The organism is Rhodococcus sp. JCM 9793, from assembly GCF_055380405.1.
Genome location: NZ_AP043721.1, coordinates 5,392,786 through 5,408,178, shown reverse-complemented (window position 1 = coordinate 5,408,178; position 15,393 = coordinate 5,392,786). Strand labels below are relative to the sequence as shown.

At 66.2% G+C, this 15,393-nt stretch carries 18 protein-coding genes; 5 read left to right on the top strand and 13 right to left on the bottom strand.

The window, feature by feature from the left end; genetic code table 11:
• Positions 1-72 precede the first annotated feature (72 nt).
• The 7 genes from ACZ46K_RS27110 to ACZ46K_RS27080 form a co-directional block, all read right to left on the bottom strand.
• Positions 73-1,266 (bottom strand): ABC transporter permease, encoded by a 1,194-nt coding sequence (locus tag ACZ46K_RS27110; protein WP_054806142.1) that lies wholly within the window; start codon positions 1,264-1,266, stop codon positions 73-75.
• Complete coding sequence (locus tag ACZ46K_RS27105; RefSeq protein WP_054806143.1) at positions 1,263-2,153, bottom strand: ABC transporter ATP-binding protein; 891 nt, start codon at positions 2,151-2,153, stop codon at positions 1,263-1,265. The genes ACZ46K_RS27110 and ACZ46K_RS27105 overlap by 4 nt, the downstream gene beginning before the upstream one ends.
• Positions 2,150-2,686, bottom strand: coding sequence for a hypothetical protein (locus tag ACZ46K_RS27100; RefSeq protein WP_464745790.1), 537 nt, complete (start codon positions 2,684-2,686; stop codon positions 2,150-2,152). Before ACZ46K_RS27100 ends, ACZ46K_RS27105 begins: the two co-directional genes overlap by 4 nt.
• Position 2,687: 1 nt before the next feature.
• The gene (locus ACZ46K_RS27095) at positions 2,688-2,960 is read right to left on the bottom strand and encodes a helix-turn-helix transcriptional regulator (protein WP_054806144.1); all 273 of its coding nucleotides are present in this window, start codon (positions 2,958-2,960) and stop codon (positions 2,688-2,690) included.
• Positions 2,961-3,089: 129 nt separating this feature from the next.
• Positions 3,090-3,896, bottom strand: a complete 807-nt coding sequence (locus tag ACZ46K_RS27090) for an ABC transporter ATP-binding protein (protein WP_054809911.1) — start codon at positions 3,894-3,896, stop codon at positions 3,090-3,092.
• The gene (locus tag ACZ46K_RS27085; RefSeq protein ID WP_054806145.1) at positions 3,896-4,585 is read right to left on the bottom strand and encodes a FadR/GntR family transcriptional regulator; all 690 of its coding nucleotides are present in this window, start codon (positions 4,583-4,585) and stop codon (positions 3,896-3,898) included. The genes ACZ46K_RS27090 and ACZ46K_RS27085 overlap by 1 nt, the downstream gene beginning before the upstream one ends.
• A gap of 85 nt (positions 4,586-4,670) precedes the next feature.
• Positions 4,671-6,095 (bottom strand): DUF7159 family protein, encoded by a 1,425-nt coding sequence (locus tag ACZ46K_RS27080; RefSeq protein WP_464745787.1) that lies wholly within the window; start codon positions 6,093-6,095, stop codon positions 4,671-4,673.
• 334 nt (positions 6,096-6,429) lie between these two features.
• Here ACZ46K_RS27080 and ACZ46K_RS27075 point away from each other — a divergent pair, with 334 nt between their 5' ends.
• On the top strand, positions 6,430-6,864 hold the full coding sequence (locus tag ACZ46K_RS27075) for a cupin domain-containing protein (protein WP_054809912.1): 435 nt from the start codon (positions 6,430-6,432) through the stop codon (positions 6,862-6,864).
• Complete coding sequence (locus tag ACZ46K_RS27070; protein ID WP_464749485.1) at positions 6,788-7,057, top strand: zinc ribbon domain-containing protein; 270 nt, start codon at positions 6,788-6,790, stop codon at positions 7,055-7,057. Before ACZ46K_RS27075 ends, ACZ46K_RS27070 begins: the two co-directional genes overlap by 77 nt.
• 92 nt (positions 7,058-7,149) lie before the next feature.
• On the opposite strand, the gene ACZ46K_RS27065 is transcribed toward ACZ46K_RS27070, so the two are convergent.
• Together ACZ46K_RS27065 and ACZ46K_RS27060 are read right to left on the bottom strand one after the other, a co-directional pair.
• Entirely contained in the window at positions 7,150-7,524 is a 375-nt protein-coding gene (locus ACZ46K_RS27065; RefSeq protein ID WP_054809913.1) for an RNA-binding S4 domain-containing protein, read from the bottom strand.
• The gene (locus ACZ46K_RS27060) at positions 7,525-9,162 is read right to left on the bottom strand and encodes an ABC-F family ATP-binding cassette domain-containing protein (protein WP_464745784.1); all 1,638 of its coding nucleotides are present in this window, start codon (positions 9,160-9,162) and stop codon (positions 7,525-7,527) included.
• 55 nt (positions 9,163-9,217) lie between these two features.
• Between ACZ46K_RS27060 and ACZ46K_RS27055 the strand changes: the two genes are divergently transcribed.
• Positions 9,218-9,727, top strand: a complete 510-nt coding sequence (locus ACZ46K_RS27055; protein WP_054807421.1) for a pyridoxamine 5'-phosphate oxidase family protein — start codon at positions 9,218-9,220, stop codon at positions 9,725-9,727.
• A 4-nt stretch (positions 9,728-9,731) separates the two neighbouring features.
• Here ACZ46K_RS27055 and ACZ46K_RS27050 read toward each other — a convergent pair whose 3' ends face one another.
• From ACZ46K_RS27050 to ACZ46K_RS27035, 4 genes are all read right to left on the bottom strand, one after another.
• Positions 9,732-10,376: an FMN-dependent NADH-azoreductase gene (locus ACZ46K_RS27050; protein ID WP_054807422.1), complete on the bottom strand. Its 645-nt coding sequence runs from the start codon at positions 10,374-10,376 to the stop codon at positions 9,732-9,734.
• 9 nt (positions 10,377-10,385) lie between these two features.
• On the bottom strand, positions 10,386-11,744 hold the full coding sequence (locus ACZ46K_RS27045) for an MFS transporter (RefSeq protein WP_054809914.1): 1,359 nt from the start codon (positions 11,742-11,744) through the stop codon (positions 10,386-10,388).
• A gap of 128 nt (positions 11,745-11,872) precedes the next feature.
• Complete coding sequence (locus ACZ46K_RS27040; protein ID WP_464745782.1) at positions 11,873-12,970, bottom strand: S1C family serine protease; 1,098 nt, start codon at positions 12,968-12,970, stop codon at positions 11,873-11,875.
• Complete coding sequence (locus ACZ46K_RS27035; protein ID WP_464745780.1) at positions 12,967-14,076, bottom strand: NAD(P)-binding domain-containing protein; 1,110 nt, start codon at positions 14,074-14,076, stop codon at positions 12,967-12,969. Before ACZ46K_RS27035 ends, ACZ46K_RS27040 begins: the two co-directional genes overlap by 4 nt.
• Positions 14,077-14,249: 173 nt before the next feature.
• Here ACZ46K_RS27035 and ACZ46K_RS27030 point away from each other — a divergent pair, with 173 nt between their 5' ends.
• Together ACZ46K_RS27030 and ACZ46K_RS27025 are read left to right on the top strand one after the other, a co-directional pair.
• A complete protein-coding gene (locus tag ACZ46K_RS27030; RefSeq protein ID WP_054810311.1) occupies positions 14,250-15,137 on the top strand; it encodes an SPFH domain-containing protein in 888 nt (295 codons plus the stop codon).
• Between the two features lie 9 nt (positions 15,138-15,146).
• Positions 15,147-15,350 (top strand): type II toxin-antitoxin system antitoxin, encoded by a 204-nt coding sequence (locus ACZ46K_RS27025; protein WP_054806810.1) that lies wholly within the window; start codon positions 15,147-15,149, stop codon positions 15,348-15,350.
• Positions 15,351-15,393 lie beyond the last annotated feature (43 nt).

Genomic DNA, 15,393 nt, shown 5'->3' with positions numbered 1-15,393 from the left:
TCCTACGAAGGCGAGGAGGAGGTTGGTGCGAGTTCGACGAAGAACTCGCACCAACCTCCCCTTCGTTCGGATCTAGCGGCCGAGAGCTTCCTTCCATGTGACCGTGCGTCCGATGCGCAGGATCGACCGTTGGTAGATCTTCGCGGCCACCACCCCGAGGAGCGCGGTGACGACGATCATCAGCACGATGGTCCCGACGATCTGGAACGGCGACGCGACACCGGCCGCGATACGCAGCGGCATGAGGATTGCGGAGAACGGCGGAATCCAGCTCAGCACCGTGCTCCATGTGGCATCGGGGTTGTCGATGGAGGAGAACGCGGCGAAGAACATCGCGAGGATGATGAACATCAGTGGTCCAGACGTGGAGTTGACGTCCTCCTGCCGCGACACCATCGACCCGGCGGCTGCGTAGAGCACCGCGAAGAACGCGAATCCGAGGACGAACCAGCCGAGCGTGCCGGCGAATACGCTGATCGCTGTGCCGGTGATGGTGAGGGTGTCGGTGGCCAGAGCTGCGCCCACACCGACCACACCGTAGGCCGCGAGCTGAAGCAGGCCGACGGCGCCGATGCCGAGGATCTTGCCCCACAGCAGCTGCAGCGGTCGCAGCGTCGACAGCAGGAGCTCGACCACGCGCGACGACTTCTCCTCGACGACGCCCATCGCGACGTACATGCCGAACATCAGGATCTGCATGTAGAGCAGGATCACGGCGACGATCGCCAGGATCATGCGTTCACCCTGCTCGGGATCCGGCGGGTCGATGGCCTCGACGGTGACGGTGGCCTCCGCAGTGGCGGCTGCGATATCCGCCGGATCGACACCCTGGCCGGTCAGAGCTGCCGACTGTGCCTCCTGCGCGACCGCGGCATCGATCAGTGTCTTCAGTGTGGTGTCGATGTCGGATTCGGTGAGAGCAATGACGCTACCGCTGTCGCCGGGAACCAGGACGACGTCGAGTTCACCCTCGGTGACCTGAGCCCGCCCGGCATCGGCGTCGGGGAGTTCGGTGATGTCGAGGGGAGTGCCCGTTGCCTCGCCGACGGCGCCGAGCGTCGCGTTCAAGCTCGAGCCACCGACGATCCCGACGGCGGGGCGGTCCTCCTCGCCGCCACCGAAGATCGACATCGCCACGATGCCGGCGACGATCGCGATCAGAATGATCGCATTGCTGATGAGGAAGCTCTTCTTCTGGACCTGAGTGAGGAATTCACGGCTGGCGACGAGCCCGATGGCTCGCGGTGCGGACAATGGGGCGCTCATGCGGCCACCACCTCTCGGAACAGATCGGTCAGGGACGGCTGATGCAACGAGAATTCGTGGACGGGACCGGTTTCGAGCGCGGTCTTCAAGATCTGCTGGTCGTCGACGCCGGGCAGGACGGACAGTACGGTTCGCTCGCCTGAGTGCTCGATCGTCGTGACACCCGGGAGTCCGGTCGCCCAGCCGGTCGGTGCCTGGGGTGCGTGCACGACGAGTCGCGACTCTCCGCCGGAGCGCAGTTCGTCGACCGTTCCCACAGCGCGCATCTTCCCCTTGGAGATGATGCCGACGCGCTGGCACAGGCGTTGCACGAGATCGAGTTGATGACTCGAGAAGATTACGGGGACACCGTCATTGGACTTCTCCACGAGGACTTCGCTCATCACGTCCACGGCGACGGGGTCGAGTCCGGAGAACGGCTCGTCCAGGACAAGAACCTTCGGATCGTGAACGAGTGCTGCGGCGAGCTGGACTCGTTGCTGATTGCCGAGTGAGAGCGAATCGACCGTGTCGCCGAGGCGTTCGGCGATCCCGAGCCGCTCCGTCCAGCGCTGCACCGCATCGGATGCTTCCGACTTCGACAGTCCGTGAAGTTGGGCAAGGTAGGAAAGCTGTTTTCCTACTTTCATTTTCGGGTACAGGCCTCTTTCCTCGGGCATGTAGCCGATGGTGCGGCGCACGTCGAGGTCGACGGGGTTGCCGTCGAGGCGGACCTCGCCGGAATCAGCGGCGAGGACGCCGAGGATGATGCGCATCGTGGTGGTTTTGCCGGCACCGTTGCTGCCGACGAAACCGAACAACTCGCCCGGGTGGACGTCGAAACTCGCCCCGTCGAGAGCGACTGTGCTGCCGTAGCGTTTCGAAAGATCGTCGATGGTCAGGGTCATGGCTGGTCCTCCGGGTCGTCGTCGGGGCGGTTCCAGGCGAGCAGGACGGCGGGTAGGCACCCGCTGAACAGTATCGATGCGAGCGCGAATCCGCCCGCGGAGTACGCAAGTGCTTGGTGGTCGAGCGAATCGACCGTCGCGCCGAACACGAGGGCGAAAATCGGTACCAACAGCAGGGTCTGAGCGACGGACAGGCCGATGGATCGGGCGCTGTTGCGTTCGGCGATCTCGCGTTCGTCGAGGGCGTGGCGGGGTGCGTCGGATTGGCGGCCGGACACGACCTGCAGGCAAGTCCAGGTCGGTAGGAACATCAACGTGATCAGAGGCCATGCGATCGCGATGGTGATCGTGAAGTACGACGCGATTGCGATGAGGAACATGGCGGTGATCAAGGCGGTGACGCTGCCGGCAAGGATTCGCCGACGGTGTTGTGTGCGCCAGCCCGGGAGCCACTGGGCCGTGAGTTCCTCGTTCTTGAGGAACCGTCGGGTGCGGTGGGCCTCGTAGCGATCGAGCATGGACTGCGTGGGCATGTCAGGCCTCCTTCCGGGGCTTGTAGAGCTCGGTCGACAAGGGGGTGAACTCGGTGCGGGAGAAGACGGCCTCCACGGGCAGCGAGAACACGTCGCAGATGCGGAACGCGAGGTCGAGGCTCGGGTAGTGGTTGCCACGTTCGAGCGCGCCCACGGTTTGCGGGTTCACATCGATGAGCTCGGCCAGTTGTGCGCGGCTCATGCCACGCTCCGCGCGAAGGACGCGGATGCGGTTGTAGATGGGGAGTGTTTCCCCACGGCGTACCGGACTCATGGAACAAAGTGTTGTAAAAACACAACGGTTTGTCAACACAAACATGCAGACCGGTTGGCTGACCCAGTCGAGTGGGGCGCTGAACGTTCGGCCGGGTCTGCGCCATGTGTGCGTCGGCGCTCGCCAGGGTCAGCTCACGGGTTCGGGTATCCGCGTCTGCGCCACCCAGCGTCCGTGGTTCTTCGAGATGGTGATGGAGTGATCGAAGCAGTGACTGATGTCGGCGGTGGTGAGGACCTCGGATACCGGCCCTTGCGCAACGATGACACCTTCCCGCACGAGAACGGCATGTGTGGTCGTAGACGGAATTTCCTCGAGGTGGTGGGTGACGAGGATGCTGGCGCGGTCGGGATCCTGGGCGCGCAGATCGTCCAGTGATGTCAGGAGTTGCTCGCGGGCAGCCAGATCGAGTCCCGTGGCCGGCTCGTCGAGTAGCAGCAGGTCGGGCTCGGGCATGAGAGCACGAGCTATCAGTGCTCGGCCCCGCTCTCCCTGAGACAGGTTCGGCCACAACAGGTTCAACCGCGAACCCATTCCGAGGGCATCGACGAGCCTCTCGGCGCGCGCGATGTCCGCGTCGGTCGGTGCCCACCGGGGAAGGAACTCGGGAGTGTTGGTCAAGCCGGTGAGGACGACATCCCGGACGGTCAGCGGTGCGCGAACCGTGTGGCGCGGGTTCACGTGACCGATGTGTGTGCGCAATTCCCGCATGTCGACCCGGCCCAGGCGGTGACCGAGAACATGGACGGTGCCCGTCGTCGGGTGTGCGATTGCTCCGAGAAGCGAGAGTAACGTGCTCTTACCGGCACCATTGGCGCCCAACAACACCCAGTGTTCGCCTCGCCGAACCTGCAGCGTGACGTCGCGCAGGAGGAACCTGCCGTCACGCACCAGGTCGACCGATTCGACACTCACGACGGGAACGGACTTCTCCACTAGCTGTCACCTTTCCGGAGTATGCGCAGGACGGGATCGAGGTTGGCTGCCGTTGCTGCGACGGCAGCATCCGCGTCTCCCGATTCGAGTGCGCGGACGAGGTCGTCGTGGGCGCAGTGGGTGTCGGGCCGGCCGGGCACATTGTCGACGAGATCGGTGAGCGCCTCGAGCAGCTGGGGGCGGATCGATTCGAACAGCGCCGACAGGATCGAGTTGCCTGCGATCTCGAGGATCGTGGCGTGGAATTCGAGATCCATGGCGACGAATACCGGGCTGGGCTCTGCACGGCTTTCGTGTCTGCGGACCAGATGCGCGCGCAGGCGGTCGAGGTCCTGCGGTCCGGCGCGCTCGGCGGCGAGTCGTGCCGCCTCGATCTCGAGAGCGCGCCGAACTTCGTACACTTCGAGCAGTCGAGCACGACTCAGGAGTCGGTCGATGCCTGCGTTGCTCACGACGGGACGGGCGACGAATGTTCCGACGCCGTGCCGGACATCGACAAGGCCGTCCTTGGCCAGGAGCCGCACTGCTTCGCGCACCGACGACCGCCCGACACCCAGCTCGGCGGCCAATTCGGCTTCGCTCGGGATGCGGGTTCCGACTGCCCATCTCTCCACCCGGATGAACTCGGCGAGGAGCGTCTCGAGCTGCGGAACAAGCGGTCCGTTTCGCAGAGCGTGTCGTGCAGTCACGCCGACGAGTGTAGCGAAGACATCAGACGTCTGATGACTTGCGGTTCGGCAGGTCGTTGCTCGAGCTCGTCGAGGGTTGGTTCGCTCAGAGCCCGGGGATCCGGGGCAGCTCTGGCAAGTGGACCTGCGGGGGCGGAGGAAGCGTCGGCAGCTGGACCTGAGGCAGACCGGGAATGAGCGGGGCAGGCTCCGGTGAGGGCGGAGCCGACGACGTGTCGGACGGTGCCGCACTCTGCGGCTGTGGTGCGACAGATTCCTCGGCGGAGCTCGGTGCCTGCGGCTGATATGTGGTGGTCGCCTCGGCCTGCGCTGGGCTCAGCGGTTGCGCGTCGACCGTCGATGGGGCGGCCTCCGAAGGTGAGGCCACCTCTGTGGTGGTGGGCTGCTCTGTGGTGGGCTGCGGTACTACTTGCCGCGCTTCCGATACCTGCGTGTTCTGCTGCGTGACAGCGGGCTCTGTGTCGCCTTCCGAGCCCTTCACCAGTCCCGTTCCGAGGCCGAGGGCGATTGCAGCGACGACGGCGACGGCACCGCCGGCGAGAACGAGTCCCCGACGTGTGCGCAACGGTGCGGACGTGTCGCGGCTGCCGAAGTTCGTGCTCGTCACGTCCGGCGAGGGTGCCTCCATCGGAGACACCGCCGCGCCGGCTAACTCGCCGGCTCCCGGGCGGGCCAGTAGCGCCGCACCCTCCGCGGCCACCAGCTCGGGTTGTGCGGGCACGATCACCGGAAGGTCGAGCCACGACTCCATCACGGACGCGACCAGCGGAATGTTTGCACCGCCGCCGACCAGCACCGCTGCGTCGGGGGTGCGCCCCGAGCGGCGGATGACCTCACGAGCGAGGTGGGCCGAGGTCTTCACGGAGTCGTCGATGAGCGAATCGAAGCTGTCCTGTGAGAGCAGCAGCAGACCGCCCTCACCTGGCAGGCACACCGCGCCGTTGGTGGACAGCTGCTCCTTCGCATCGCGGCACCTCGCGGCGAGAGCGCGCTGCGCTGCGGCGTCGGCAGGCTGCGTGAAGCGGTGCAGTTCGAGTTGGTGATCGAAGATCAGCCGGTCGACCAGATCGCCGCTGATCTGGTCCGAGCGTGCGGTACTGAGCACCATCGCCGTGGTCCGATCGACGACAGTGACGGTGAGGCCGGAGCTGCCGAGGTCGTAGAACACGAGCGTCTCGGTTTCGCCGAGCACTCCGGACGTCTCGAGCATCTGCAGCGCGGCCGTCACTTCGGGAACCAGCTGGACGTTTCCGAGTGCCAGCCGGGTCATCGCGGCGTGGACGGCGTCGGCCTGTGCCTCGTTCCGATACGCGACGCCGATGGCCTGAACCTCCATTTCGTCGGTTTCGGCCAGCACCGTTTCAATGGATTCGGCGACCAGTTCCTCCGGCCGTTCGAGAGTCGCGGCCACCGAGCGCGACCGGAATACGGGGCTGTCGAGGCTCTCGGCATCACGGCGCGCGAAGCGCACAGCGCTGGCACCGACCGACACACCGAGGACTGAAGTCATGACGACAACTGTAACGGTTCGGTTACGGTCGCGCCCATGAAGCGGGTCGAGGCGACGCCCGTGAGGTTGCTGCGTTCTGCCCATCGCGGTGCCCTGGAACAGGAGACGGGCCGATCGCACGTGATCAGCGGGGGTCGATGCGGAGGGTGGAGATGAGGCAGGCACTGCGAGTACCTGTAACACCGTGCACTCCCACCCCGCGTTCCGGTACGGAAAGGTGTATCGGGACGGACGGTTACAACGGCTTCGTCTCGCGGTTCGACGAACTGCATGGACGACGAGACGGAGTGAGGCCGCCCAGTTCGAACATCCTGAAAGTGAAGGTAAGGACGACATGAACGACAGTGAGTTCGATCAGATCTTCCCGCTGGGGGAGAAGAACGACGCCTTCGCGCAGTACTTCACCGGTCAGAGCTACCTGGCTCCGCTCACTTCGGGGAGCGTTCCCGTCAGCAACGTCTCCTTCGAGCCGGGCAGTCGCAACAATTGGCACATCCATCACGGCACCGGCGGTGGAGGCGACCAGATCCTGCTGTGCACAGCAGGAAGCGGCTGGTACCAGGCAGAGGGCGAGGATCCCGTCAGTTTGGAGCCGGGAGTGGTGATTCGCGTCCCGGTCGGCACGAAGCACTGGCACGGCGCGAAGGCCGACTCCTGGTTCTCCCACGTCGCATTCATCACCCCGGGCGAAGATCTCAGCAACGAATGGCTCGAACCCGTCTCCGACGAGGTGTACGGCGAGCTGCCGAAGAACGGAGAGAACGCATGACGATCCTGAACGAAACCTGCACAATGTCGAACGACGTGACGATCCGCTCTCGATTCGGGAGTGGCAGTGCACGGCATGCGGGGTGGTCCACGTGCGCGACCTCAACGCCGCCAAGAACATCCACGCGGCCGGACGGGCCGAGTGGTTAAACGCTTGCGGAGGGACCGCAAATCCTGCCGCTCAGCGGGGGTAAGTCCCTGTGAAACAGGAACCCACCGGAGTGGCGCGAAGCGCTGCAGGAGGAATCCCGGTCGTTCACGGCCGGGAGGACGTCAAAGAAAGGTCCTAGTCCTCGTTGAAACCGTGGAGGCGGTCCAGCTCGCGACGTTCCTTCTTGGTCGGTCGTCCCGCACCACGGTCGCGGCGCGGAACCGACGCAAGGATCTCCTTCGGAGGTGGGGGAGGGCTGTGATCGATGTATGTCGTCGCGGCGACCGGTGCGCCCACCCGCTTGTTCACGAGCTGCGCGACCTCGACGATTTTCTCCATCCCGTGCACACGGACCCGCACCTCGGCGCCGATCGTGACGGGGGTCGACGGCTTGGCGGTCGCGCCGTCGACCCGCACATGACCGGCCCGACACGCGCTCGCTGCGGCCGAGCGGGTCTTGAACAGCCGCACCGACCATGTCCAACTGTCCACCCGGACACTTCCACCCATCTACAGCAACTCCTCGCTCAGTCGTCCGTCATCGAGCATCCACCTGCGGGTGCTGCGCGTGGTTTCGAGCATGCGGCGGTCGTGCGTCACCAACAGCAATGTGCCGTCGAAACTTTCGATGGCCTGCTCGAGCTGTTCGATCGCGGGCAGGTCGAGGTGATTGGTCGGCTCGTCGAGCACCAGCAGATTCACCCCGCGTGCCTGTAGCAGTGCGAGACCCGCGCGGGTTCTCTCGCCGGGTGACAGGGACGCAGCCGGTCGCAGCACGTGGTGTCCTTTGAGTGCGAACTTCGCGAGCAGCGTCCGCACTTCGGCGTCGGGCCAGTCGGGAATCTGTCGCCCGAACGCCTCGACAAGTGGCTCGTCTCCTTCGAAAAGAGCACGCGCCTGGTCGATTTCACCGATGAGTACCCCGGACCCGAGGGTTGCGCGTCCCGAATCGGGGGTGAGGGTGCCGAGGAGCATGCGGAGCAGGGTCGTCTTCCCGGCACCGTTCGGGCCGGTGACGATGATCCGGTCGCCCCACTCGACCTGGGTGGTGACGGGACCGAGCGTGAACCCGCCGCGCGTCACGACTGCGCCGTCGAGCGACGCGACCAGAGTGCCGCTGCGCGGCGCCGCAGCGATCGACATGCGCAGTTCCCATTCCTTGCGGGGTTCCTCGACCACGTCGAGACGTTCGATCCGCCGCTGGGTCTGCCGCGCCTTCGCCGCCTGCTTCTCGGTGGATTCGGCGCGGACCTTCCGTCCGGCCTTGTCGTTGTCCTTGGACTTGCGGCGCGCGTTGCGCACGCCGTGTTCGAGCCAATTGCGTTGCATCTGCGCACGATCCTCGAGCGCCGACTTGGTGTCGGCGTACTCGTCGTACTGTTCGCGGGCGTGCCGACGCGCGACATCGCGCTCGACGAGGTACGCCTCGTAACCCCCGTCGTACACCGAGATCTGTTGCTGCACAGGGTCGAGTTCGACGATCCCCGTCACTGTGCGCGCGAGGAACTCCCGATCGTGACTGATGACCATCAGTGCGATGCGGGTCTCGGCGACGAACTGTTCGAGCTGTTCGAGCCCGGCCAGGTCCAGATCGTTCGTCGGTTCGTCGAGCAACAGCACGTCGTATCGCGACAACAGCAGTGCTGCCAGGCCTGCGCGGGCAGCCTGCCCGCCCGACAGGCCTTCCATCGGTGCGTCGAGACCCACATCGAGACCGAGATCGGCGACGACCTTCTCGGCTCGTTCGGCCAGATCGGCGCCGCCGAGCGCGAGCCACCGTTCGAGCGCCGGGGTGTAGTCGTCGACATCGGAAGTCCCCAGGGCTTCGGCCGCCGTGTTCATGACGTGTTCGGCTTCGGTGACTCCGGTGCGTCGTCCCAGGAAACCGAGGATCGTTTCGCCGGGTACGCGCTCGGGCTCCTGCGCGAGGTAGCCGATGGTCGCGTCGGGAGGGCTCAACGTGACGGTGCCGGTGACGTCCGCGTTGCTCGTGCCTGCCAGAGTCGTGAGCAGGGTCGACTTGCCGGCGCCGTTGGCGCCGACCAAACCGATCACGTCGCCGGGCGCGACTGTCAGGTCCAGCCCGTCGAACAGGGTGCGTTCACCGCGGGAGGCCGACAGGTCGCTGATACGTAGGGTTGCGCTCACACCACGATTATCGCCGTCGCGATGAGTTCGCCGTTCGCCGCGGGTCGGTACCGGTATGCCCACACCTGACATCACCACCACCATCGACCCCCGATACGGCGAACCGGGCGCCGAACCCACGTCGTGGCCGGAGACCGAGGCGCTTCTCGCGTCGGCGCCCTTGTACTGGGTGAGCACCATACATACGACCGGTCGGCCGCACGTCGCGCCCCTCGTGGGTGTCTGGCACGACGGTGCCTTCCACCTGACGGTCGGCCCGGGCGAGCAGAAGGCGCTCAACCTCGTACGAGACCCCAGGATCGCCGTCACCACCGGACGCAACGACTGGGATTCCGGCGTCGACGTGGTGCTCGAAGGGGAAGCCCACCGGGCCACCGACCACGACGCACTCACCGCGATCGCCGCCGCGTACTTCGACAAATACGGCGAAGCATGGCGCTTCGAGGTCGGAGAGGGAGGCTTCGGCATCGCCGATGAGTTCGCCTGGGTGTTTCGGATCCCGCCTCGCAAGGTGCTGGTCTTTGCCAAGAAACCGCACGGTCAGACCACCCATCGATTCGGGTAGACGATCAGGAACCCAGCTTCGTCGCGAGCGCACGCACCGTGTCCTGCGCGGCGGCGAGGCTCGCCGCAGCCTGTCCGGCGAGCGGCGCTAGCGGTGGAATCCTCTCGGTAAGGGTGAGCTCGGCCGTCACGACCGACACCGACATGCCGAGGGAGGTGCCCAGCGTCTGCTGGAGCGGCGGGATCACGGAGTCGGTTCCTTCACCCGGTGTGCCGGGGGCGTATGTATTGCCGCGACTCGACACGATCACGACGGGCTTGCCCGCGAACGGTGCATCCGGGGTGTCGAACGGCACGGTGGTGCCGAGCACGTGGATGTAATCGATCCACGCCTTGAGCGTGGAAGGCATCGACCAGTTGTACATCGGCGCACCGATCACGACGACGTTCGCGTTCGTGACCTCGGCGATCAGTTCCGCCTGCAATGCCTCGGCACTGGGATCCGGCTGCTCTGCGCTGGTGCGCAGTCGCGGTGCGTAGTGCAGCCCGGCGTCCGGCAGGTGCGGCAGCGGCGAGCGGTGCAGATCTCGGACGAGCACCGTGTGCTCGGCGCCGAGCGCACGCCACGTGTCGGCGAACAGGCCGGTCAGACCGCGGGAAACCGAGTTCTGCAGGTCGGCGGACGAATCGAGGTGCAGCAGTGCAGGCATTCTCGCACCCTACTGGGCCGCCTTCTGCGACGCATCGGGATCGTCTGCAGGGACCGGTTGGACCTCGACGAGTGCATCCAGCGGATTGGCGATCTCGTCGCGAGGCATCCGCGCCACGACGATCGCGACCACCGCGGCGACGATGGGAACCGTTCCCGCGAGCACGAATGTCGGGACCAGGCCGACCGCGAGTGCGACCGGGCCGGCGATCGCCATCGACAACGGCATGAACACGAGCGAAACGAAGAAGTCCAGGCTCGACACCCGGCCCAGCAGGTGCGGCGGCACGCGCCGCTGCAGCAGAGTTCCCCAGATCACCGTCGGAGCCGAGAACAGTACGCCGACGATGAACACGGCGACGACGATCACCGCTATGGATCCCGCCAGGCCCACGATGGCCAAGGGTAGGGCTCCGAGACCCCACATGAGCATCATCACCGTCAGATACCGTCGCGGGAGAGTCCGGGAGGCCATGGCGAGCGAACCCACCGCGCCGCCCGCCCCGAAGGCTGCGAGAACCAGTGCGTGAGCACCGGGGCCACCGCCGGGAATCTCCTTGATCACGAACGGGATCAGCACCTCGATCGGGCCCATCAGGACGAAGGTGATCGCGGATCCGAACAGCAGGGTCGACAGCAACCACGGCGTGCGCGCCATGTACCGGAAGCCATCGGCGAGGTCGGCGGCGGCAGCGCGCAGCGGATGCGCCTGCTCCGTGGACATGTCACGCCGAAGAGGTGTCGGCCGTAGCCGGAGCAGGAACACAGCGGTGGCAGCTTCGAGGACCGCCACCACTCCGAGCGCCGCGGTGGGGGAATAGGACGCGATGACCGCACCGGCGAGCGCCGGCCCTGCGGCCTGCATGAACGCCGGACGGATCACACCTTCGATTCCATTGGCAGCCAGTAGATCACGCGGCGGAACGATAGACGGCAGCAGTGCGGAATAAGCCGGGTACTCGAAACCGTCGGCCATCCCCACGCCGAGTCCGATGAGCGCAAGGTGCCAGAACTCGAGATGGCCGGTCCATGCCAGCGTCGTGGCCAGTGCCACCATCGCGGCCTTCACGACGAACACGGCGATGAGGATCTTGCGTTGCGGGACACGATCGGCCAGCACGCCGCCCACCAGGGCCGTGATCACGATACCCAGCGCCGGACCGACGGCGACCAGCGACAGTTGTGCGGGCCCGCCGCCGATCTCGATGACCAGCCACACCAGCGCGACCAACCACATGCCGGCGGCCATCAGACCCAGCGACACTGCAAGCGCCAGTACCCGGTACTGGGGGAACCGGAACGGACGCACAGGGCCGCGGGCCCACCGCGGTTGCGGTGGATCCGGGCGGTGCACGGCGTCGTTGCGCATGGTGGGTTCTCCGGCGTCTCGTGTGTGCTGACGTGTCGAGGGTCATCGTCCGACCTCGAGTCGACTCGAGGTCAAGTCTCCGCGAGCGTCAGGGCGTCGGGCAAACGATTTTCGGTAGGAGCGACGAGTCAGCGGACGGGGCCGGTCTCGAGCGTCAGGTCGGTGGAGTGCGATGCCCCTGTTTCGTCGATCCACTCGATACGCACCTGATCGCCCGGACGAAGCCGACCGAGTGCGTCCTCGAGGTCGGTGGTCGAGGACACCGATACGTTATCGAAAGCGACTATCACAGAGCCTGTTCCGATACCCGCATGGTAAGCAGGCGAGTCGTACGACACCCACAGGATCTCGGCGCCCCGGTCGTCGCTGTCGGAGCGGGCGGTGGTGACGCTGACACCGAGGTACGGGGTGGGACCCACGTGGACGGTGTCGGAACCGACCCCGCTGCGCACTTGTTCGAGCACGTCGAGTGCGTCGCTGATGGGCACGGCGTAGGCCTCGGGTGGTGAGTCGCCGGTCTCGATCCCGATGGTCTCCGTCTGGTCGCGGTAGACCGAACCCGCGGTATTGACTCCGACCACCACACCGAATGCGTCGACGAGAGGTCCACCCGAATCGCCGGGCCGAATCGCCGCGTCGGTCTGGAGCATGCCGGTGAGTCGGTGGCGTGAACCATCGGTCGAGTCGCGCACCACGACGTTGCGGTCGTGCGCGACGACCGTGCCGGGTGCTGCGACGACAACACCACCGCCGTCGGCATTACCGAATGCGGTGACCGTGGATCCGACCTCGGGTGTTGTGTCGGACAGATCGGCGACGGGCAGATCGTGTGCCGCACCGAGTTGCAGGACCGCGATGTCGCGGGTGCGGTCGTAGCCGGTGACCGCGACGTCGTAGATCAGTCCGGTTGCGGGACTGACTGCGGTGATCTCGGTGGCGCCGCTCACGACGTGATGATTCGTCAGCGTCACGCCGTCGGAGGTGAGGACGATGCCCGTCCCCGCGACCCCGCTCCACCCGCGGTGCGCGTCGATGTTGACCACCACCGACTCGGTGCGGGAAGCGAGTTCGTCGAACGAGAGGGACGGCAGGGGTTGCGGTGGTGCGGGTGCCGCGACGGGTGCAGGCGGGGGCGCCTCGACCTCGACGACGGCGGGTGCGTTCACCAGGAGGCTAGCGGTGGCAGCGAGCGCCACCAACAGCACCGACCCGCCGCGCCCTGTCACGTCGCGTGGGCCTCCGCCTCCAGGTGGTCGACGAGTTCGCGTGCCGCCGCGCGCCCTGCGCGGTTGGCGCCGATGGTGGACGCCGACGGACCGTAGCCCACCAGATGGATTCGGGGGTCACCTTCGACCCGGGTGGCGAGTCGGCCCGTCAACGTGATCCCGCCGCCCGCGTTGCGCAGGTTCAATGGTGCGAGGTGGTCGAGGGAACTGCGAAAGCCCGTGCACCACAGGATGACGTCGACGTCGAGTTGTGATCCGTCGGGCCACTGCACGCCGGTCTCGGTGATCTCGGAGAATATCGGCTGCCGTTCGAGGACGCCGCGCTCGCGGGCGGCTCGGATCGCCGGGGTGACGGGTAGTCCGGTGACGGAGACGACGGAGCCGGGCGGCAGGCCTCGCCGCACACGGTCTTCGACGAGCGCTACTGCGGCCCTGCCGATATCGGAAGTGAATTCCTCGTCGCGCCACGCGGGTTCGCGTCGTGTGGTCCAGGTGGTTCTTGTGACGCGGGAGATCTCGTCGAGTAGTTGCACCGCAGAGATGCCGCCGCCGACGACCAGTACGTGTTTGCCGACGAACTCGTCGGCGGAGTGGTAGTCCTTGGTATGCAACTGTCGCCCACGGAAGCGGGTGGCTCCGGGATACCAGGGGACGAAGGGGTGTTCCCAGGTTCCGGTGGCGTTGATGATGCCCCTGGCGGTGTAGATCCCGGAGTCGGTTTCGACCCGTAGATGGTGGCCGCGGTCGCAGACCACCGTGACCTGGACCGGGCGGTGGATCGGGAGTTCGAACCGCTTCTCGTAGTCTGCGTAGTACTCGGGCACCGCTGTGGACGCGGGGGCGAGTCCGGACCCGGAACCGGCGATGTCCTCGAATGCGGACCCGGGAAGATCGTGGATGCCGTTGACGGTGCTCAACGTCAGGGACGGCCATCGGTGCTGCCATGCTCCGCCGGGTCCGTAGGAGCGGTCCAGGACGACGAATCCGGTTTCCGGCGGGACACCGAATCGGCGCAGGTAGTACGCGGACGACAGCCCTGCCTGCCCGGCGCCGATCACGACGACGTCGACGGCCTTCGCTTCGGCCGCGGTGTCCTCGGGCGTCATCGAATCCCTCCCCGTCGACTCTCGTGTAACCAATGATGCCTCGCAAAGCGGGGGAGTGCGCGGCAACGGTGCAGGGAGTCGGGTCGACGTCCGGTACGTCGGGTTCGTGATGGCGCTCCCGCTCGACAATGTGATATCACTTTAATATCGTCAAGGTATCGAGAGGGAACCTCATGGACACACCGGACACATTCACAGTCGAGCGACCGGGCCGCTCGTTCAACGGCTGGGCCGTGCTCGTCGCGGGCCTCGTCGTGGGGCTCGCTGCGATCGGGCTCATCGTGTGGGGCGCGATCGAGGTCGACGTGCCGCTGATCGTCATCGGCGCGGTGATCTTCGTCGTCGCCACCGTGCTCCTCGCAGGACTGGTGTTGGTGGAGCCCAACGAAGCTCGCGTTCTGCAGCTGCTCGGCGGGTCATACTCGGGCACCTTGCGCGAACCCGGCCTGCTGTGGATGAACCCGCTCAACTCGCGCCACAAGATCACCACTCGCATCCGTAACCACGAAACGGGAAGGGCAAAGGTCAACGACGCCGATGGCAACCCCATCGAGATCTCCGCGATCATCGTCTGGCAGGTCGAGGACACCGCCCGCGCAGTGTTCGACGTCGACGACTTCGAAGAATTCGTCGCGGTCCAGACCGAAGCCGCCGTCCGCCACGTCGCAGGCAGTTACCCGTACGACGGCCCCACCGAGGTGATGTCGCTGCGTCAGAACGCCGACGAGATCACCACCAGGCTCTCGGAGGAAGTCCACGAGCGCGTGCAGTCCGCGGGAGTTCGCATCATCGAGACCCGCATCAACCAGCTCGCTTACGCACCGGAGATCGCACAGGCCATGCTGCGCCGCCAGCAGGCCGGCGCTGTGATCGCCGCCCGCGAGCAGATCGTCCAGGGCGCCGTCACCATCGTCGGCAGCGCACTCGACCGGCTCGTGGCCGAGAACACCGTCGAACTCGACGAAGAACGTAAGGCCGCGATGGTCTCCAACCTCCTCGTCGTCCTCTGCGGCGACCAGAATGCACAGCCCGTCGTCAACACTGGCTCGCTCTACCAGTAGGACTACGGCATGGTCGAACGTAAGAAGGTGCTGCTGCGGCTCGACCCCGCGGTCCACGACGCGCTCGCGCGGTGGGCTTCGGACGAGTTGCGCAGCACCAACGCGCAGATCGAGTTCGTCCTCCGTCGTGCCTTGACCGACGAGGGACGGATGCCTCGGGATGCCGGGCGGATCCGCAGGCCCGGTCGTCCCCGAGCGGACGAGGAGGAGTGACCCGGCGTCGAGGTGTCGACGGCGAACAGCGCGAACTGCCCAC